Source organism: Aneurinibacillus uraniidurans (assembly GCF_028471905.1).
Taxonomy (GTDB): domain Bacteria; phylum Bacillota; class Bacilli; order Aneurinibacillales; family Aneurinibacillaceae; genus Aneurinibacillus; species Aneurinibacillus uraniidurans.
Map to the genome: position 1 here is coordinate 2,192,331 of NZ_CP116902.1, position 19,215 is coordinate 2,211,545.

The 19,215-nt window shown below is 45.2% G+C and carries 20 protein-coding genes; 2 read left to right on the plus strand and 18 right to left on the minus strand.

The features are described 5' to 3' along the window. Positions 1 to 129 precede the first annotated feature (129 nt). Entirely contained in the window at positions 130 to 909 is a 780-nt protein-coding gene (locus PO771_RS10945; RefSeq protein ID WP_272559710.1) for a recombinase family protein, read from the minus strand. Between the two features lie 174 nt (positions 910 to 1,083). Here PO771_RS10945 and PO771_RS10950 point away from each other — a divergent pair, with 174 nt between their 5' ends. Beyond that, on the plus strand, positions 1,084 to 1,284 hold the full coding sequence (locus PO771_RS10950; RefSeq protein ID WP_043065508.1) for a helix-turn-helix domain-containing protein: 201 nt from the start codon (positions 1,084 to 1,086) through the stop codon (positions 1,282 to 1,284). Positions 1,285 to 1,288: 4 nt separating this feature from the next. Here the strand turns inward: PO771_RS10950 and PO771_RS10955 are convergent, their stop codons facing one another. From PO771_RS10955 to PO771_RS10975, 5 genes are all read right to left on the minus strand, one after another. Further along, the gene (locus tag PO771_RS10955) at positions 1,289 to 2,137 is read right to left on the minus strand and encodes a replication initiation factor family protein (RefSeq protein WP_272559711.1); all 849 of its coding nucleotides are present in this window, start codon (positions 2,135 to 2,137) and stop codon (positions 1,289 to 1,291) included. Between the two features lie 700 nt (positions 2,138 to 2,837). Further along, positions 2,838 to 3,284, minus strand: coding sequence for an SMI1/KNR4 family protein (locus tag PO771_RS10960; protein WP_272559712.1), 447 nt, complete (start codon positions 3,282 to 3,284; stop codon positions 2,838 to 2,840). 30 nt (positions 3,285 to 3,314) lie between these two features. Continuing rightward, a complete protein-coding gene (locus tag PO771_RS10965; RefSeq protein ID WP_272559713.1) occupies positions 3,315 to 3,665 on the minus strand; it encodes an HNH/ENDO VII family nuclease in 351 nt (116 codons plus the stop codon). A gap of 124 nt (positions 3,666 to 3,789) precedes the next feature. After that, positions 3,790 to 5,025, minus strand: coding sequence for an IS110 family RNA-guided transposase (locus tag PO771_RS10970; protein ID WP_272559714.1), 1,236 nt, complete (start codon positions 5,023 to 5,025; stop codon positions 3,790 to 3,792). 184 nt (positions 5,026 to 5,209) lie between these two features. After that, positions 5,210 to 5,992, minus strand: a complete 783-nt coding sequence (locus PO771_RS10975) for a recombinase family protein (protein WP_272559715.1) — start codon at positions 5,990 to 5,992, stop codon at positions 5,210 to 5,212. A gap of 172 nt (positions 5,993 to 6,164) precedes the next feature. Here PO771_RS10975 and PO771_RS10980 point away from each other — a divergent pair, with 172 nt between their 5' ends. Then, positions 6,165 to 6,377: a helix-turn-helix domain-containing protein gene (locus PO771_RS10980; RefSeq protein WP_272559716.1), complete on the plus strand. Its 213-nt coding sequence runs from the start codon at positions 6,165 to 6,167 to the stop codon at positions 6,375 to 6,377. Here the strand turns inward: PO771_RS10980 and PO771_RS10985 are convergent. The 12 genes from PO771_RS10985 to PO771_RS11040 all read right to left on the minus strand — a co-directional run bounded on the left by PO771_RS10985 (position 6,374) and on the right by PO771_RS11040 (position 19,210). Further along, on the minus strand, positions 6,374 to 7,198 hold the full coding sequence (locus tag PO771_RS10985; protein WP_272559717.1) for a replication initiation protein: 825 nt from the start codon (positions 7,196 to 7,198) through the stop codon (positions 6,374 to 6,376). The two genes, PO771_RS10980 and PO771_RS10985, sit on opposite strands and share 4 nt — an antisense overlap. Before the next feature lie 379 nt (positions 7,199 to 7,577). Then, positions 7,578 to 8,006 carry an HGGxSTG domain-containing protein gene (locus tag PO771_RS10990; RefSeq protein WP_272559718.1) on the minus strand — a complete coding sequence of 143 codons (429 nt, stop codon included), beginning with the start codon at positions 8,004 to 8,006 and terminating at the stop codon, positions 7,578 to 7,580. A gap of 106 nt (positions 8,007 to 8,112) precedes the next feature. Continuing rightward, complete coding sequence (locus tag PO771_RS10995; RefSeq protein ID WP_272559719.1) at positions 8,113 to 8,595, minus strand: antitoxin YezG family protein; 483 nt, start codon at positions 8,593 to 8,595, stop codon at positions 8,113 to 8,115. Positions 8,596 to 8,597: 2 nt separating this feature from the next. Beyond that, positions 8,598 to 10,022: a DNA/RNA non-specific endonuclease gene (locus tag PO771_RS11000; protein ID WP_272559720.1), complete on the minus strand. Its 1,425-nt coding sequence runs from the start codon at positions 10,020 to 10,022 to the stop codon at positions 8,598 to 8,600. A gap of 19 nt (positions 10,023 to 10,041) precedes the next feature. Then, positions 10,042 to 10,533 carry a serine protease gene (locus PO771_RS11005; RefSeq protein ID WP_272559721.1) on the minus strand — a complete coding sequence of 164 codons (492 nt, stop codon included), beginning with the start codon at positions 10,531 to 10,533 and terminating at the stop codon, positions 10,042 to 10,044. A gap of 16 nt (positions 10,534 to 10,549) precedes the next feature. Next, a complete protein-coding gene (locus PO771_RS11010) occupies positions 10,550 to 11,683 on the minus strand; it encodes a pentapeptide repeat-containing protein (protein ID WP_272559722.1) in 1,134 nt (377 codons plus the stop codon). Positions 11,684 to 11,697: 14 nt separating this feature from the next. Then, positions 11,698 to 13,122 (minus strand): contractile injection system protein, VgrG/Pvc8 family, encoded by a 1,425-nt coding sequence (locus tag PO771_RS11015; RefSeq protein ID WP_272559723.1) that lies wholly within the window; start codon positions 13,120 to 13,122, stop codon positions 11,698 to 11,700. Further along, positions 13,119 to 13,754: a hypothetical protein gene (locus PO771_RS11020; RefSeq protein ID WP_272559724.1), complete on the minus strand. Its 636-nt coding sequence runs from the start codon at positions 13,752 to 13,754 to the stop codon at positions 13,119 to 13,121. Before PO771_RS11020 ends, PO771_RS11015 begins: the two co-directional genes overlap by 4 nt. Before the next feature lie 24 nt (positions 13,755 to 13,778). Next, positions 13,779 to 14,549: a DNA and RNA helicase gene (locus PO771_RS11025; RefSeq protein WP_272563143.1), complete on the minus strand. Its 771-nt coding sequence runs from the start codon at positions 14,547 to 14,549 to the stop codon at positions 13,779 to 13,781. Positions 14,550 to 14,572: 23 nt separating this feature from the next. Then, on the minus strand, positions 14,573 to 17,221 hold the full coding sequence (locus PO771_RS11030) for an acetate and sugar kinases/Hsc70/actin family protein (RefSeq protein WP_272559725.1): 2,649 nt from the start codon (positions 17,219 to 17,221) through the stop codon (positions 14,573 to 14,575). 19 nt (positions 17,222 to 17,240) lie between these two features. Then, positions 17,241 to 17,936 (minus strand): iron-dependent peroxidase, encoded by a 696-nt coding sequence (locus PO771_RS11035; protein ID WP_272563144.1) that lies wholly within the window; start codon positions 17,934 to 17,936, stop codon positions 17,241 to 17,243. Continuing rightward, positions 17,927 to 19,210: a normocyte-binding protein gene (locus tag PO771_RS11040; RefSeq protein WP_272563145.1), complete on the minus strand. Its 1,284-nt coding sequence runs from the start codon at positions 19,208 to 19,210 to the stop codon at positions 17,927 to 17,929. Before PO771_RS11040 ends, PO771_RS11035 begins: the two co-directional genes overlap by 10 nt. Positions 19,211 to 19,215 lie beyond the last annotated feature (5 nt).

Genomic DNA, 19,215 nt, shown 5'->3' on the forward strand with positions numbered 1-19,215 from the left:
CTCCTATTCTTGGTTCTAACAACAAACAACATGTCGGCAACCTCAGTTCAAGCGTTACTCGTTCGAGCCGCAATGGGACGCTAGCCAGTCCATGTTGTTCATCTTCCTAAAACCGTATCTTGCTACTTGCTACAGAATGGGTTGGTGTACCCCTTTGGATGCGATGTGACCGTATGTATACATACCTTTGTATAAACTTTCACGGTCGATGATTCGCTTAACTTGCACTTTCGTAAAGGACTTGCCTTGTTTCGTTCGGTATCCTTCTTCGTTTAACTGGGAAGCGAGTTCAGACAGCGACCATGTGGAGTTCTGCCCCCGCAAAGTAAACAGTCTACGCACCACTTCCGCCTGTCCTTCATCAACTTGTAATACCTTCTGTCCTTTCGTGGCTCGGTAGCCGAATGCCACACCACCTCCTGCATAGCCGCCCTGTTGGGCTTTCTTTCGTCTTCCTCTACCGAGTTTCAGGGCAATCTCTAACCGTTGATACTGGTCAAGCAGTTCCATCATGCCGTTGATAAGGAAATCGTTCGGGTCGTGTACGTAAATGCTGTAGTTCGGCTGTTCAATGGCTTTTACGTCTACGTTGTAACGCTTCAATTCACGTTGTACTAGCACTTTCACCATATCTGCCCGCCACAAGCGGGAAGTGTTCAACACAATCACCTGCTGGACCTCCTGTGTTTGAAGACTTGCCAATAGTTCCTGTAAGCCTTGTCGGTCTATCGTCAGACCTTCTTCATCGACCTTTGCACCGCTAATACCTTCATCTTTATAGATGTGAAGCAGTTCAAGGTCATGTTCCTTGCAGTATCGCTCAATCTCTTCTACTTGGTACGCTAAACTGTACCCGTCTTTTACCTGTCCTTTGGTGGATACTCGTACATATCCAACTACTTTTGCCATGCCAACACCCCCACCGTTACAGGAATTACAATCATTGTAACGCTTAACCGAATCATTATTCTTATTGTATACCGCTTAAGGGTAACATTCAATGACTTCTTCATCCTGCAGTGCTATAATAAGCGCAAACAATAGTACGCTTAAGCGTCACTTATTCTTTATGGAGGAGTTCGCATGGCAGTTTATATTAAACTCCGTCAGATATTGGAGCAAAAAGGCATCTCTCAACGTGAATTGGCACGTATGACAGGTCTTCGAGCAAGTACCATCAATCATCTTTGTTCCGAGAAGGTAGATAGGGTGTACCTTGAGACACTGGAACTTATCTGTAAAACTCTGAATATCCGCATTGAAGACCTGATCGAGATTGAGTAACGCATCATCCAGCTTTCACTCGGCTTACTGTTCCGCATAGTAAAGCGCATGGCACAATTACGTTTTCCTCCCACTGTTCCTGTGCAATCTGGTCAAAATCTACCGTTTCCTGTGATTCAAGCAATTTTTGAATCGTTCGTCTGTGATGGGAGGTAAAGTCATCCATGGTCATTAGTCCTTGCTGCACAGCCAACACCATCGCTCTTTTTTCAGGCTTTAATGGTGTTACATCAGTCAGGATAAAGCAGGAATACAGGTTATTAAACGTGGGTGGAAACTGAACTAATGAGTCCATCGGAATTTTCTCTTCGGGCTTGTACACAATTTCCACCCTCGTCAATGCCCCCGCCATCTTCTTCTTCTTCCTCTCCTTCTGCTCCTTGCACTTGTCGTACACCCTGCAATAACCTGCCTGTTGTCGCTGACTCTTCTTCCCGTAGTACCTTGTTCCCTCGTATAGGTTCATGCGTCTACCTGTTCTTGATGCCGTAAAGACCTGATTCATCGGGCACGGAATGTCAAAAGCTACGTCGCATCGGACAAACCAGATGGTACTTGCATTTGCCTTCAACCCATCAAGAATAGGCTGGAAATACTCCAAATGGTCAGGATGCGTTTCAATGCGTAACGTATGCTTCATGGACTTTGGCTCATGATAGGGCTGATATGAGATATGGAAGTAACGGTCAGAGCATTCCCGAATATGAAGATGGTACTTGAATCCCGTTTTCCCGATATACTCTTTAATCCCGTAGTAATCACAGATGCTCTGCTTGAACGGGTTGAAGAATGACCAATAGACATCTCTGTACTCGATGACGATTCTGTCGATGGATAGCTTGGTGTTGCTCATGTGTTCCCCCCTCAAAAATTTTAACGAATTTCTCGCTTAATTAGAGGGAAGGTGGCTAGCCCTTACCACATGACCTTCCGTATGATCTATATGAACTGGCACGTTACCAGATGGATAATGTCCTTCCTATACAGAATAATCGCTACATGTTCAGAAAAAGTTGCGATGTTTTTTCAGATGACATCCCACGGTTTTCAATTCTTCTTACTAATAACCGCAATATCCCGTTATAAAGTTGCGACAAAATACGAATTTCGGAAAATCAGGAGATAGCGAAGATAACATTTTCGGAGAAAGAAACGATGGAAACTGGTCATATCGAGGATGATATGAAAGGTCTTGGAACGAGGAATAGGTTATATTTTTCAATATATGCCATGATGTACGTACAGGGAAATCGCAGTAATATCGTATAGGCATAATTAGGGTTATGTTTGTTAGTAGTAAAGGATGCGACTTACTCGGCACTGGGTAGCCCCCGCCTGTACCTGCTTTACCATTGTCTTACCCCTTCAATTTTGGACATGCAAAAAAGGCTTATTCCTCCTTATCGTTCAATTTGGAATAAGCCTTTGAAAGATTCTCAAGTGTTTTTGTCAAGTTGTTTAGTGTTTGGTTTGTTGTTTGTAATCTTGCTGATGGAATTTTTAGTAATTATAGTTGCGGAATGTGTTCATTCGGTACTGGGTAGCCTAACCCCTTAAAAGTCTTCATCCCAATTCTCTTTAGCTTCACTTAGTCTACTGGATAAGAAATCATAAAAGTTGTCTGCTCGTTTCCCACTGAATCCTGCTACTCTATCCCAAGATATAACTGGACATTCACCATTCAATAAATCTCCTGTATCAAGACAATAAAAAAATTCTTCGCAATTTTCAATGACAATGTATTCAGGTGATAGTCCAAGATTACGAAGTCTTTCAGTATTTGATACTACAGAAGGAATTGAAGACTTCCCACAACCAAGTATATCTACACCAAACAGTCCGCCAGAGCCATAGTTTTTTAGAAACCATCTATAGCTTTGCGGAAACTCAACCTTTAGTTTACTTTCGATTTTCTCGGTGTCCTCATCGGGGATTCCACCAGTAAAATCAGTATCGTCAGAGTGTTCTTGAATAAAAGCAATCAATTCGTCACGTTCCAATTTTTACCCCTCCTGAAAATACAAATTATCTTACTCTTTCCCTTCAAGTTGTTTGGCTCTCCATCTCCAGTACTTTGACCTGAAATTGTTGTACTGTTTTTCTAATGCAGGATTATTCCTAAAACTACCACCATTTTCAACTAGTCCATGCAATATTTTACTATATTCATCATGTAAACTAGCAGGTAATTCTACCATTGGACCAGGTTCTAACTGGATGGTATGGTGGAGTTCTACTTTCGTACCATCTTTCCAATACGGTGGTCTACCTTTTTTCATTAACTCAAGGTTAGTTAATCCAGTTGCTGGGTCAACTTGATTCCAATCGATATCGCTCCTCTGATACACTCGCCTACTAATATCTTTCGTCTGCCCACCCACTTTAGTTGTACCTTTATATTCAACAGGAGTATAAGTATTACCCGTCCCCTATGTTGTAAAGCTAGCAATCTACAACGAATGGCGGCTATTATTTGTGCTAAACAATGCCACCTTTTTTTGCGGGTCAGCTTACTTGCTGTTCTACCTGTTCAGGCATACGAAAAGCAGTTTTATTTTTCATCATGCCATAGATGATATTGACCAAACGACGCATTATACATACTAACGCTTGCGTTGGCGTTTTGCCTTCTTCCTTTTTGCGGTTGAAGTATTCGTAAAATAGTGGGTTGCGTGGTTTTTTGCTGCCTTTGGATACCTGCACCTGCTGTACGGATAAATTGTAAAATAAGCCATGCAGTACCCGATTGCCCTGTCTGCTTTTTTGGTTCGTACCCTTACCGCCTGAACTAAAATTAACAGGCGCAATTCCGGCAAAACGTGCCAACTTGTTCGCACTGGCAAACCTGTTAATGTCGCCAATTTCCGCTACTAATGCGGAAGCTGTTACCAAGTCGATACCCGGCATTGTGTCCAATTGATAGTCGAGAAGCTTCATCATCCTTTTTAATTCGTCTTCTACACGGGTCATTTCCTTTTTATTGAACCGAATATCTCGCACATGGCTTTGAATTAAAAAATCACGCTGTTCCTGATAGCTTCTTGTCGTATCACCATCTGCCTGTACCAAGGCAAGAATGTCCTCTGCTTTTCGTGTCGAACAGGCATTGTTACTGGCTTGTCGTAAAAAATGCGCCAGTGTTTCTACAGACACTCCGTCTAGACAATGCGGCGCAGAAAAGCGGTGCCAAAACGCTAACGCACATTTGCCGTCAATGTCACTAAAAAACTTTCGGTAGCTGGGGTAATGGTAACTTAACTGCGTGTGTAATTGGTTTTTCAGCGCGACCAACCCTTTTACCAGTCCATTCCTCCTCGTTACCAGTTGACCAATCGTCCAGTACACGTCTTGCGGGTTTGCGTCCGGCAATTCGTCCAGTTTGTTTAGCAGGATTTTGGCTACACATTCCGCATCCCAACTGTCGCTTTTTTGCGTCGTCGGGTAACTTTTCCGCTCCGCATACGAAAGCGCCGAATTTACCTCTTTGAGCTTTTGTTTTCGTTCTAGAAGATAGACCGCTAATGCCCGGCCATATCCTCCTACATCTTCTAATCCATACACAGGGCTCATGCCTTTTTTCGTAAACGACTGTACATAGTCCACTAGCTCATCGAAAGCGGCAGGTTTATTTTCAAAAGTCAGTTCCCCTAGCTTTTCATGCCAGCAGTTGATCACCACTGCCGTATGGGTTTTCTTATGCAAGTCCACTCCGATATAAATATGCGTCTGCTTATAGTGCATCAAACAACCATCCTTCCTCTTTACGAATGGGGTTGAACAAAAAATAAACGTCGGCAACCTGAGTTCAAGCGTTAGTCCGAAGACCCGCAGTGGGACGCCAGCCTATCCGTTTATTTCTTGTTCAACGCAACCTGCTTAACCTATAATAAAAAGGGGCTATTTTTTAAGTGCCGTAGAAAATTTTTTATAAAATTGCTTCGTGCTGTCCAACAGCTTGTATGCCACCGTATGTATACATACCTTGGTAAAATGCCTTGCGGTCCAGCATATTTTTCACCTGTACTTTTGTAAACCGCTTACCTCGTTGAGTACGGTAGCCTTCCTTATTTAGCTGTTCTGCCAACTGCGACAGCGACCATAGTGGGTTTGTTTCTCTAAGCACAAACAAGCGGCGCACAATGTTTGCCTGTTCCGGGTTGACCTGTATCACTTTCTGTCCTTTTTTTGCTGTATAGCCAAACGCGACTCTTCCTCCCGCATATCCTCCTTCTTTTGCTTTCTTTGTTCTGCCTTTTCCGAGCTTCATCGCAATTTCCATCTTCTGATACTGGTCTAACAATTCCAGCATCCCGTTTACCAAAAAGTCGTTCGGGTCTTTCGTGTAAATACTATAGTTCGGCTGTTCAATTGCCTTTACATCGACATTGTAGCGGCGCAACTCTCGCTGTATTAACACTTTTGCCATGTCCGAGCGCCACAGTCTCGACGTATTCAGTACAACGATATTCTCTACTTCTCGCCATCGCAGGTCATACAACATGTCCTGTAAGCCTTCTCGTTCAATGGTCAACTCCGCCTCGTCTACTTTTGCGCCACTTATTCCTCTGTCTTCATACATATGTACAAGGTCAAGCCCGTTCGCTTCACAGTATCGTTCTATTTCTTCCACCTGATAGGCAAGGCTGTACCCGTCTTTTACCTGTCCAGTGGTACTTACCCGTACATAGCCCACCACTTTCTGCCTCATGTATTTCCCCTCCCGTAAAGAAAATTGTAATTTTCGTAACGCTTTACCGTTGATGCGTAGTATACGACCTCGTCCAAAATTTGCACAACCCGTAATTTTTTGCTCGTTTTCTTCATAAGCAGACCGTACACTATATCCAACCGTTACGTCATACAAAAGGAGGTGCCCCATTATGCCCTATACCGTCCGGCTTCGTCTTAACGAAATTCTGATCGAACAAAAAAAGACGCGAAAACAGCTTGCCCACCAAGCTGGTCTGCGTCCTTCTACTGTCAGTACGTTATGCAATCAACCGGTTCAACGTATCTATCTACGTACACTCGCTTCTCTCTGTGAAACACTTGATGTATCCATTAGCGATTTGCTTGTTCTCGAAAAACACTAAGCTGCCCCCAGCACCGCCATATACACCGGCTCAAGTATATTCTCCCACTCTTTCCTTGCCAGCCCGTTGAAATCTAGCACATACTGGCTGGCAAGTGCTTCTTTTACTCCTTTTCGTATATACGGCGTGTATACATTTGTTCCGTCCCGTATGTTTCGTATTTGTTCTACCTTTTTTTGTTTCATCGCTGTCCAGTCTATTATCACGGCCGCATAATAGTGCTTGTTCTGTTCCGGCGGACGGTTTCGTATCTGTGCCAACTCTACTTTCTCAACTGGCTTGTACACCATCTCAATGCGTGTTAACTCTCCTTCAATCTCGATCCCGTGCCTGTCCAAAAGCTCCTGCTTCTTATCGTACACCCGACAATAGCCATCCTGTTTTCGCTGGCGTGGCGCTCCAAAATACCGAGTCGTCTCATACAAGCGCAACACTCGCCGTACATCGCGGCTCATCATCACTACATTTTCTAGCGAAAACGGCACATCATACGCCATATCACAGCTTACAAAGTCTACTCTACTCGCTTTCTGTCCTAACCAGTCCCATATCTCGCTTAATCGTTTATAATATTCCGGTCGTGTCTCTAGACGTAACGTATGTAAAAATCCCTCCTTCTCCCGAAAGTTCTTGTAAAACACATGCAGATATTCCCCCTTTTCTAATCGTACATGAAACTGATAACAGTATAATTTTCGGTATGTTCTCCAGCGCACCTTGTACTTCTGCAACAACACACGTATAAAAAAACGGTAAAAGACAGACAGCGGCACGTCTTTATATTCCAGCACAATCTTGTCTACAGAAACGCTTGGTGTCATTCCTATTCTCCCCTCTGCTTGCTACACTTTTTTTCATAGGATCTATAAAAACTTAGTACTTAGTGGACTATATATTATATTCCCCCCCTTCCATTTTTGCGGCTTACAAAACAAAAAGCACCTGCATTACCCAGAAGGCAATCAAGTGCTCGAAGTGTGTTTGATAAGTTTTTGCAAGTGTAGAAGTTTTCGAAGGATGCGGACAATCCGCAAGCTACGCAGATGCGTAGGATATGGGTAGAAGTATGACACATGTCCCATCTAGTGTCAAGAATACTGTTTATACCTACGAGCACTTTCGCTCACGCCGTTTCTTCCCCGATCCGGTGTGTTCCGTGGGATTTCTTGTAGAACAACCTGTATGCCCGGTTCTCGTGGGTTATCGCTGTGCCCTCGTGCAAATCTGTTTAAGCATTTTCCCTTGTATCCTTGTTACTGCATTCTCAATCTTAATATAACGGAAAAAGTCTATTTCTTCTCGGCTTCGCTGCATCATTCTTGCTATACGTACCTCTTCCATGACATAAGGATTATTGATTCGTTGGTGAGGTTGTAAGCTATGTCGTTGCCGTAGCTTGTTTTGTTCTTGTGCTGTTAGCTTCTCCCACGTTATGGTTTCATACTCCCCTGTGGTAATCCTCGCTTTGTTGCCTGCGGCATTTTTGTTTCTACACAACTTTTCCCGGTCTTTTGGACCTGTACTTTTTCCACCGTGCATCCGGCATCTTCCGTTTTTCATCGGGATGTTTTGGCACCTTGTTCCTTTTCTAGTTGTTGCTCCGCAGGTAGTTGTTTGTCCTCGCATCATCGTTCTAGTCCTCCGTAACTTGCATAGGGTTTGTGTATGAAAATTTTAGGCGAAAAGAAACCCCAGACGAATATTGGTAATCGTTTGGGGTAGGTAATAGTTTTAATCATTCGTTTTTGTTTTCGATACTTTTTAGATATTCCTCCAAAAATAACCTATCATCTTCATCTTTTGGGATAAGGCCTAAATATTTATGTTCCCAAATAATACCTCTTTCATCATCATCTGCATCCGATAAGTCTTCATAATCATAGTCGATTTTAAAATTACCCTTATTATCAAAAATAAAAGTGATATTTGTCCAAGGTTCTTGTCCATTGTTCTTAAACTCATACCACAATTCTTCCAAACCATCTAACAACTGCCGCCATAATTCTACGTACTCTTCTTCATCTATTCCAAATAGGTTTGGAATATCATGGCTATATGTTGGAATATCATTATTATTTGGGTAATAATAAAAGAATGACGTTCTTACATCCTCAGTTATCTCACCGTATATAAATACCTTGAACCACTCTTCTGGTATTGTTTCAATTACGGTCTGTGCAATTTTTTGATAAATGCTATTCAATCTTATTTCATCCATATTCAAATTCCTCCAGGCTTATTTTTGAATTCTTTGAGTTTCCATTTCCCATCACCAATTTTATACTTTATATCAAAACTTACAGGACGCTGTGAATTCCCTTGATACCTAGGAGTTATTTTCACCTCCACACTTTTTTTCTGATCAAGCGCTTGAGCCCACTTATTCTCAAGCTTTTTCCATTCTCCTCTGTTCAGATTTGAATTCATAGGAACCATGTTGTCAAGACCGCCTGAACCCTTAAATCTAGTTGCTATTAAATGTCCGCCATCATCGTCTGCTAATCTATCGTTTCTACCAGCCACTTTCTGAGCATGGTTATTTCTTTTACTTTCTTCTAATTTAAGTTTTCCTTCACAACTTATTATACGTCCATTACTGTCTGTCTTATAAGTATGACCTGCTTCAGTGGTATATTCAACATTTGGTTTTAGGACTTTGTTTCGTCCCTGTCTAGTGTATTGTTCACCATCACTTTTTACCTTGGTATGAGTATTACCTGTTCCACCATTAGGTTTACCCTTCCCCTCAGTATTTTCCTGTTTCTTCTTATCATTATCAGAATGGGAGTTCTTTTTATCACCTGGCTTAGAGTTTCCATTGTTAAATTTTAACCCTTCTCCCGCGCATACCTTAAGCGCTTTTCCCACCACCCTAGTCACATAGGATGTTGCTACGTCTCCCGTAACGGCACCTAATGTTTTAGATATTCCATCCTTCTCGATCCTTTCTTGTATCTCCAAGGCTTCCTTGTCGACATCCCTCCAGAACTCTTGAACAGCATTCTGATACTGCCTATAGCTTTCTGCCGGATTTGTTATCGTAGTCCATGCCTCTCTAGCAGCCCTAATTGCTCCATACTCATTCGCTATATATCCAACGCCTATTATCGCCCCTACAGGATTCTCACAGATTGCCTTCCCACTATCATACATTGATTTCCCATTTTGGAAAACTTGCTGCACAAATCCTTCACCAAAATTATAGGCTTCATTCAGTAAATCCTCCAAAGAGAGCTCTTGTCCGTCATTCTCAATGCTAATCGTACCCCCATTGGAACATATCACCGTCGATTTAATCGATAGCGCCGGAGATCCTTCCACTTCTTTGTCATCTCTACCATTTATCCACGGCTTTTCGATCACGGGTGTACAAGTAACAGGCCGGAGTTCTGCTGCTTGTACTTTTGGATTCGATGAACTCGTACAGAACTTAAACGGCTTAATATTTTCGCCCACCTTATAGTCCTGTATATTCATCTGTGGCTTATCCTTTACGCATACCCCATGAGATACAGGCAATTCAAGTTTTTGTGTTCCACCTCCACAGCCACTACATCGAATCGTCGCCCCTACTACAACATAACTCTCCTCTTCCTGTTCGTCTTTAGTCTGAAAGTACTGTAAAACATCAGCACGGTCAGCCACCCTTCTTCCCCCTTCCCTGTTACGATTCCAGCTCCACCCGCTTCAACCGAATCCCCAGACACTCTCGTCTCAACAAGCTTTCTGCCACAGTGAGATTCACCACGATCGACCGTTCCCGAATTCCTGCAATCGTGAACATCGGATACCCCTTGATCGGTTCTTCTTCCAAGACCAGCCGCTTCACCGTACCATCCCGATGAAATTCGCTTTTCGCAGACAAACATTCCACATGTGGGGGCATGACATGCCAGTATACCTCCTGCTTCCCCTCGTTTCGATCGACGAGAACGACCAGCTTCACCGGCACATACGGATCGTGCATCGTCACCACTCTCTTCATCCGATCAGACAGAATCGGAAGTGGGCGCTCGATGAAATCGACAAATTCGCCTGACTCTCGAACCGGAATTTGAACGACAGGAGGGTCTTTCTCCTCCATGATCTGGGAGATTCCCACTGGCTCAACCGCATTTGGAACTCGTTCATCCTGGACGATCCTAAAATATCGCATTGGTTTCCTCCCCTTGTCACGATCTCCATATGACTCCGGCTCGCTGCCTATCATCCAGCACGATGGTGTCACGATCCTTCTCTGAAAACTGGGCCTGTTCTACATTCGCTCCGGTGAAATTGGTGTCCGTCAGCTTCGCCCCTGTAAATACCGCTCCCGTAAGATTCGCCCCACTGAAATCCGCACCGCTTAGGTCCGCACCCGCAAAATTCACCGCTTGAAATCCCGGTCGGGTCCAGTCAGAAGAATCGAGCAGCCCCCGTACGCCTTCCACCTGATGAAAAATCGCTCCCCGGAGATTGCTACCGCCGAAATTCGCTTCATGAATAAGACTGGAGCTGAAGTTCGCTCCTTCCAGACAGGCCTTCATGAAGTTTGTCCCGACTAGTACACATTGGCACAGGTTACTGTGGGATAAGGTGCTATGGCGTACGTCCGTGTAGCGCAAGTCGATGCCTGCATACTCCCCATCAAACAAGTCCAGGTTAGCAAACACTTCATAGGCGTACACTCCCTCTTCCTTTTCCTCCAACCATTCTTTCATCACGCTGGCGTCTTTCTCGCGCGTATCTTCCTTGTATACCACTTCACTAGAATCCAGGTATTCCCCGACGCGGACCTCTAGCTCCTCTTCTTTTTTGATCTCCCGATATTCGGCTACCTGGAGTGCCTGTGGCATCGCATATCGGGCCAGACTTACCATATACGCGTTATACTTTTTCGCTTCTTTTCGCTTCAACCGCTCAATATCTGGTACCGTAATCTTTCCCATATAGGCTTTCGCTTCTCGTTCCAGCTCATATCCCCACACATCCAAAAAATGAAAGGCCCAGCTCGCATCATACTCTTCCTGGCATTCCATCCGGTCGAAAAACCACCCTCGATCCGAAGCGTCGATCAGATAGTAATAGCGTCCCTCCATCATCTCCGTCCGCAGCATCGAGTACGTAATATACCCGATCTTCCCTTTTTCTCCTTGCGCTTGTTTTGTCTGTATCCTGCGGCAAAGCAGTTGAAAGGACCGAATAAACGCCTCTGCATGTTCATCCTTATGCCTGTGAAAATGCTGTTCTAGCTTCCCTACTGTTTCCTGACTTTTCGGTTGGGCTACCTCTTCTATAAATCGAGCAAGCGCTTCTTCTTTTCTCATCTGCCTGCCCCCTACTAGTTCGTCTTTAATTCCTTGCCCGTAATGCTCGTGTCTCCATTCATCGTAATGTTGCTCTCCTGACACGTGAGCGTAATTTCGTCTTTGGCCGAGATGATGACTTTCTTTTGCGCGTTCATTTGAATGTTTTGCTGCGAGATGATTTTGATGTTCTTGGTGCTGAAGATTTGGATGCCGTCTTTTTCATGCAATCTGATGAAAATTTCATCATCCTTGGCGGAGATCACAATCGCATCCGGACTTAACATGACCTCTTTCCCTGCTGCGGTTCGGAAGTATTTCACATCCGGGTCCCCTACTTTATTACTGTTCGTTGCACTCGAATCGTTTCGGATGGAGCGAACCGCCAAACCTTCTTCTTCCTTCTGACTGGGAAAGTATACGTGAACTACATCACCCAGCTCGGGCATACAGTACCAGCCGCTGTGTCCTTCTGCCGTATACGTTGGAGAATAGTGAAACCACCACGCTTCCGATACGGATTGTTCTTTGTCAATCTTCAGATGCAGTTTCACGTTGTCTTTCTCTACTTGGATGACTTTCCCTTGAATGGATACTCCCGTGATATCCGTCTGATATCTCGTATTTTGGCTCGTCCCTTTTTGGGAGCACAAAATGTACCGATGCTTTAACAAGCTATTGGTCATCTGCGTATACGCTTCTGATACGAGAAGTGTTTTGCCTTTAAAGCTCACGCGGTCTCCAATGTGCAGCACCTTATCCGTCTCGACTTCATAATAGATGAAGTCATTTTCATGGATCCCTGGAATGTAGTTATCCGAGGAAACACGGAAATCCGCTATTTTTTTTCTTACACTGTAATGAAAGTCCTCTAGCTTACCTTTCGTCGGTCCATCCGGCACACCGAAGTAAAACTTCGGGTTGTCAAATGTCGAGGCAGGCACGAGTCCTGTATGAAACCGGGATGCCAGGCGCTGCAAGAACTGCCAATCCGTTTCCTGGTACTGCATCGTAAATGTTTTAAGCAGCGCACCATGAGAAACCACGTCCATAACATCCACACCGGAATAACCCGCTACAACTTTTTGTAACAATGCCCCATACGGCATGTTCTTGTTTTGAAACGAACGACTTTTGCGTTTCACATCCAGATTGTACGTATGGGAGGCGGCTTCGACCTCGATATAATAAACATCCCGCACAGCCCGAATGCCCACATTCAAGACAATCCCTGAAAAGAGCGGAATACTTCCTGCCTTCTCATCCCGTTGATTTACTTTGATTTTCGTTTGGGCTTCTGTCATTTGTACATAGCTGTCTTTTAGCTTCTCCGGTACAATCCCTGTAAAGTAAAGTCGGGCATGTTCATTGATTTTTTTCGTGATGGTCAGCTCCAATATGTGCGTTAACTCATACGGCGCAATCTGTAAATTATGATAGGCGATCACCGAAAGACTCATCTTTTTTCCTCTCCCTTCTCGTTCGCATGCAGGGTTAGTGAATCCATTATCCCTCTTGCAATGGGCCTCCAATCTTTCCTTTCTTCTTCTGGGCAATTGAAGGTGCAGAGGAGAACCCGTTCGTCCAGTTCGGCAAAAAAGAACAAATTATATAGCGTATCATCCCAAACGGGAACGATGAATTCACAAAAACCGATGCGTTTTTCTCGCACGTTTCTCACACCTTGTTCTAACCAGCGAGCCAATGGTTGCGTTCGTTTCAAAATTTGGATCATATCGTTCGTAAACGTCTCCATATCTTCTTCGCGCAACGCGCTTTCCGTATGGTTGAATGCGATTGTAATGGAAAAGTTTTCATTCCCATAAATGACAGTCGGCCTTTTCTCCGATGCGTATTTGACAGCCGCCATTTCAGGAGGCATGAGGGAAAACGTCTTTGGCAACGGAACGCTAATCTTATTTTCAAGCAGGCTTTTCTCTTCAAAGGCCAGGATGTCACCTTTGATTTTTATTATCCTTTGAGGCGTCTGTTGTTGTGCCGAGTCATCCGTATGACTTTTTGTTTCATGTCGGGCCTTATCTTTCTGCCTGTCGCTCATTACTTCTACAATCTTCTCATCCATATATTCCATCAGGCATCTCATCCCTTCCACTACTCAGTCGATAATAATCCGCTGCGGTACGCCACCCACTCGCTTCGTCCTCCGTCCCCCCTTCGTATCTGCCAGAATATACGCCAAATATTTGTGGATCTGCACGTTCGAATAGTCCGTATAGTCGATGCCCATCCGGATTGCTAGATAGTGCAAGAGTAGCTCCCGGTTTATGGTTTCCCCCTTCATGCATTGCATGGCAAAACTAATATCATACGGATCAGAGCTACCGCTCTTCAACATGTCTGTAGCAAAATACCGTAACATAACCGGACTCAGCGTGCTGTTACCAAAGCTGGCATGCTCCACATGAATCAGATTGATCGTATTGTACTCGGTCGCAAAATCATCGAAGTCCTGGTATGTCGCCCGCAGACGCGCTCCTTTCTTCAGCTTAAACCGTCCCAATTCTCGCTCATCGTGCTGAATCTGAAGCTGATCATCCAATACAATTTCCGTACTGTATGATATAAAATCTGGCGAGACCACTTCTTCTATGAACCGGATTTTGAGCACCGTTTCTGTGCCAATTGCATAATACGGAAGCGAATACTCGCTCTCCAGCATATACATCCGACCCTTGTGCTTAACGATTCCTCTTGTAATCGTCAAGTGGTCGTCTCCTACTTGTACATTTGCGCCTGCGATAATGCCATCTGAATACGACTCGTACTGAATATCGAAGAAGGTACGCGGATAATCCCGAATATTCTCCAGCATTTCTTTTTTCAGAATTCTTCCTTTCGCAAAGCTTGGATACACATGCGTAAACAGTATCGTTTCCTCCCTTCGCCTTGTTACTTCCATCCATCAAAGTAATCAAGCTCGGACAAGTCTGCCTCAAATGCGACGAACGCTTTCTTTCCTACATACAACTGCTCATTCTGCCGGGACACAGGGACAACGTGGAAGCCCCAGTGATCCGGTCTGGCGAACACGAAGAACCGGACCTCTCCGTTTCCAATCGAGTCCGTATCCTCCTGCGGAATGTTCGACCCATACATCGCCGCAATGTCTTCATACTGTACCGCTCGATACTCTTCCGACCGATTCCGGTACGTATACGGATACCGCCTCTGTCCATCACTCCCATTCACATACAGCTCGACTTCGGATACACTGATCGGGCGGGAGATGAAGCCCTGAACTTGACTGAGCTTCTCGTGGTTCTGGATGAGCACTTTCTCCCGCTGATTATGGGTAAAGGCCGTCACCGAGTACGGAACGAGCGGGGCATGATTCGTGATGCTTGCTTCAATGGCCCCTGCTTTTCGGGCGCTCACATACCGGATCGCTCCGCGCAGGCAGGCAAGCTTTAGGTCCGGCACCTTGCCTGTGTCATCCGCCTTCTGCCGGAACTCGATGCTTCGCCCCGGTACGAATTCCTTGAGCGCTTCCCGGAACACATCGATGCGGCACGACTGGCCGGTCAGCTTGATGATCACGTATTCCTGAAGCTTCCCTTCCTCATAGAAGCCTTCAAGGAACTTGCGGACGATCTCATAAATGTCGGCCCGAATCAGCTGATTAATTTCCGTAATCGTAAACACAACATCCGGGCACTCATACCGATCCGTAAAGCGTCCATTCTCCCGGACGGATAAAAACCAGCGGTCTACCGGGGTAATCTTCAGATCATGTTCGCGCCGGTGCTCACTCTCTGCGTAGAAGCGGTTGCGCAGGATACCTGTCTTTTGGAAGAACTCTTTTTTCATCTCTTCTGCGATTTCCCACAGGAAATAGAAGTTATTTTTCACACGCTGGTATTCATCCCGTGTCCGATTCTCGTATTCGGTAAAGCGAGTCGGAATGATGTTCTCTGCTTCTCCATAAGCCGCATCAAACGCTTCATATACCGCCTGTACCCCACACTCATCTACATGCCGGAAAATGTCGGTACTCGGCACGGGAATCAGAATGTCCATGTCCGTCCGTACCCGTCCGGTGCTGTAGTACTCTGCAAAGATGATTTTCATGAATTGCATGATCCGGTACGTGATGTTGTTGCCGCCGAAGTTCGTATCTCCGTTTTCATAGTTGGTGTGAATGTCGATCTTATACGAAATTCGTCCATCCTCAATGCGAAAGCGGCACGATGACAGGTCTGTTGTCCCGCCCCCACAATCAATGACCAGTGCCTTATACTCTTCGCCATCGAGAAACTGATTTTTCTCAATCTGAGCGGCAATCGTATTGAACAGCACCGCCATTCCTTCATCAAGAGCATTGTCGGACTCGATGTGGTATTCCGGCAGAATGTTAGTGAACATGTCTAGAAACTGTGTTTTCAGCTTGACCGGACTTGAAATGTGTAAATTTTTGAACCGGCACTTGAATTGATGCTCCGCCGTTTGAATGACATACAGCATGTATGCCTGCAGGATATCGCTTCGCTTTACGAAGGCGGTGTTGCCGTGTCCGTCCATGACTTCCTCGGTTTTCCGATATCGATTCACCCATCGCTTGATGCCATGGAATACACTGGCATGACCGCTGTAGCCATTTTTCCGCATATATTTCAGCGCTTCATAGCCAAAGTGGTACGTGACGTGCTTCGGGTCGGCACAATCCGCTACAGCGACTACCGTCGGCAAAATCTCAATCCATTCCACATCTTTGCCTGTCCGGTCAGGAAATGTGACGAAGTTGATGCTACCGAGCTGAATGCGTCCATTAAGCAGATCGTTGCTGCACGGTGTGGAAACGTAGTGATTGTCGAGAAAGGCTCCGGCTGTCGTATTGGATGTTCCGAAGTCAATCGCCAATACCGTTTCTGTTTGCTCAAGCTCCCGGAATTCCAGATCGGCAATCGGGATTTTATAGTAATGCAGATTAGCAGGTGGCATCGTGGCATCGTTGTAGTACGCCCGGTATATGTATTCCGAATCCTGCTTGCGGAAAAAAAGCAGGCTGTAGTTTTTGTTGGTGGTCCGGCGAATTTCTACTTCATTCTTTGTGGTGAGATAACAGCTACCATCCACTTCATCCCGTACGAGATGCAAAATGCCGCACAGTTCCATATGGTCGTTCACGATCAGTACATTCGAATCCGTCAGACTACCGGCCCCTTCTACCCGGTATTGATCGAGGCGATCAATCCGTAAGCCGGTATAGATCATCATGCGAGCTGGAATTTTAATTTCTCCGCCCCCAGACAGCGGGGTTTGCAAATACTGCCGTAGGACGTCTTCTACTTTCTTGAATCCGCCTTCCTGACGCTCATCGATTAACAGACTTTCCTCCGCACTTTTGAATCGTAGAATCGTCTGAATGAGCGCTTCCCGATCCAGTGTGTTAATCAAGCCTTTCACCAGCTTCTCTTTATAACAAATGTTGCGAAGCTGAAAAGTCGTCATATCCTCCAGTTCACTTCGCGTATACCGCATCGTGCTTCGCTCTTCTTTTTGCCCGTTTTTATGCAAATGCAGCTTATATGAATAGCTCATGGCATTCTCCCGCTTTCTATCAGTACAATGCGATGCTGTCGATCTGCATCGTTTCTTCCACATCAATAATTCCGAAATGATTCCCCCAGTACACCTCTGTATGAAACGGAAGCGGAAGAAAAATCGTCTCAAGCAATGTCAGCTTGTCTCTCGCTGCGCTCGTTTCAGTCTGCCCGATATAGAGAAGCAACTCATCTTTCCCTTCCTGATTGGCGTACAAAATTGAGTTCTTGAATAACTTGCGTACCGTATCCTTGAACAAATGCAGCGCTTCTCCCGTTTCATACAGCCGCAGCAGGTTAGCGGCAATGACTTCCTTCTCAGCCTGGCTGAATAGCTTACTCTTCTCCCGACAGCTATCCCCGAACATTCCGGTCTCCATGTCATGAATGACAAATCTGCTGTAGTACTCCTGCTTGTTCATCCCTTGCATCCGATCAATGTCGGCGAGGAAATGAATGAGAATATCAAAGATCTGCTGGCGCAGTTCCATATGTTCGTTGTTGTTCGGATCGAATAAGTCCCGGAAGATGTCATAAAAGCGATAATACGGGTTAATCTCGATCTGCTCTTCCACAACCCGGGTATTGAGCATGACGTTGTTTACTTCCATATAAGGAGAGTACACGTCAGCGACAACGAAGCAGATATCTTTTGGGCTGCCCCCGTTCTGTTCTGCTTTTATGATCGCTTCCCAGATATAGTTCACGACAATACCCCTTCACACTTGTAATCAGGAAAATACATCTGTACTTCGGAGACAAGAAAGCTCATCATATCGTGCAGAATGAAGTGATTTTCTGTATGTGCTGTAAAATGAAGCCGGATGGTTTTTTTCTCGCTTTCTAGCCGAATGGCATCGAGGAGAAACGGGTTCATGTTATACGTTTCCGCGACTCGATCCGACATCGTGCCAACCTCGATATGGGTCAACTCGAAGCAGTCTGCCGCTTCAAAGGAATGAATGATTCGCATGATTTCTCCCCTGGCTCTGACTACGGCTGCCTGTTTACTGGCAAAGCCGTCAAGGAAACGGTCTTTTCTTTTTTTGTTGGATAGAAGCGCATATGCCTGTCTGCTACTTATTCCGCCCTGGGTCGGCTGTGTGATTTTGCGCACGTCCCACGTACCGGATTTTTCACAGGGCGAGACGATCGTGATTTCTTCTGGTGTCCGCTTGCTGTACCGGATGCTTGTCTCGTCTCCGTCTACGAGATAGCCATGCTCCGTCCCGGTCTTGCGTACCGACAGCACATGCTCAAAATTCACCCTGTCATCGGCCGGAACCGGGAAGCCGAGGTTTTTTAAGGTGAGGCATTCGATGTTCCAGAGTGGGATCATATCAATTTTTTTGTACGGTTCGTATTCTTCTAGATGCACACTGATTTCGATAATCTCCTCTTCCTCTGCAATCTCTCCTTCACAGCTGATCAGCAGCATATCAAAAAATTTATAGGCGTATGGATGATTGATTGTTTTCCACATAACGCCATTCTGCTGAAAAATCGTATGCAGCGCTTCGATTTCCTGAATGTACGCCCGGTTCTGCCGCAGGCGAACTTGAATGTTTCGCGTCCCCTGTGTGGTTACGAGTTTGCCTCCGAATACTCTAGGACGCTCGATAAGCTCGCGCACTTTCAGAAACTCACATGCTAAAAATACGGTCAGTAATTTGACTTCTTTCTTCTTGCCCAGTCCGGCCCGGATGCTTGCGAGATCGGGCAGTGTCCTCTCAAGGTCTTGCTGAAGCATCGGATACAAAAATTCATGAAGCGGATCAAGCTCATCCCGCGGGCATACTGTTGTATAAATGTCGTAGCGCTCCTCGGTTTCAGCTACTTGCTGAAAAACTCGCTCCTCTAGCTTGCGGTTCATTTCTTCCTGATACTCGACAAGCGGCAAAAAAACACCTGTCATGATGTTTTTTAGTAGCTTGCGTTGTTCGAGATCTTCGATTTTCTGCAATCGATCAAGGACAATCTCTTTCATGGACA

Excerpts from the sequence above, each read along its gene's own strand:
- PO771_RS11030 (WP_272559725.1), bottom strand. The coding sequence starts at position 17,221 with ATGAGCTATTCATATAAGCTGCATTTGCATAAAAACGGGCAAAAAGAA.
- PO771_RS10945 (WP_272559710.1), bottom strand. The coding sequence starts at position 909 with ATGGCAAAAGTAGTTGGATATGTACGAGTATCCACCAAAGGACAGGTA.
- PO771_RS11020 (WP_272559724.1), bottom strand. The coding sequence starts at position 13,754 with ATGGAATATATGGATGAGAAGATTGTAGAAGTAATGAGCGACAGGCAG.
- PO771_RS11015 (WP_272559723.1), bottom strand. The coding sequence starts at position 13,122 with ATGAGTCTTTCGGTGATCGCCTATCATAATTTACAGATTGCGCCGTAT.
- PO771_RS11010 (WP_272559722.1), bottom strand. The coding sequence starts at position 11,683 with ATGAGAAAAGAAGAAGCGCTTGCTCGATTTATAGAAGAGGTAGCCCAA.
- PO771_RS10975 (WP_272559715.1), bottom strand. The coding sequence starts at position 5,992 with ATGAGGCAGAAAGTGGTGGGCTATGTACGGGTAAGTACCACTGGACAG.
- PO771_RS10995 (WP_272559719.1), bottom strand. The coding sequence starts at position 8,595 with ATGGATGAAATAAGATTGAATAGCATTTATCAAAAAATTGCACAGACC.
- PO771_RS10985 (WP_272559717.1), bottom strand. The coding sequence starts at position 7,198 with ATGACACCAAGCGTTTCTGTAGACAAGATTGTGCTGGAATATAAAGAC.
- PO771_RS10955 (WP_272559711.1), bottom strand. The coding sequence starts at position 2,137 with ATGAGCAACACCAAGCTATCCATCGACAGAATCGTCATCGAGTACAGA.
- PO771_RS10990 (WP_272559718.1), bottom strand. The coding sequence starts at position 8,006 with ATGATGCGAGGACAAACAACTACCTGCGGAGCAACAACTAGAAAAGGA.
- PO771_RS10980 (WP_272559716.1), top strand. The coding sequence starts at position 6,165 with ATGCCCTATACCGTCCGGCTTCGTCTTAACGAAATTCTGATCGAACAA.
- PO771_RS11040 (WP_272563145.1), bottom strand. The coding sequence starts at position 19,210 with ATGAAAGAGATTGTCCTTGATCGATTGCAGAAAATCGAAGATCTCGAA.
- PO771_RS10970 (WP_272559714.1), bottom strand. The coding sequence starts at position 5,025 with ATGCACTATAAGCAGACGCATATTTATATCGGAGTGGACTTGCATAAG.
- PO771_RS11005 (WP_272559721.1), bottom strand. The coding sequence starts at position 10,533 with ATGCGATATTTTAGGATCGTCCAGGATGAACGAGTTCCAAATGCGGTT.
- PO771_RS10950 (WP_043065508.1), top strand. The coding sequence starts at position 1,084 with ATGGCAGTTTATATTAAACTCCGTCAGATATTGGAGCAAAAAGGCATC.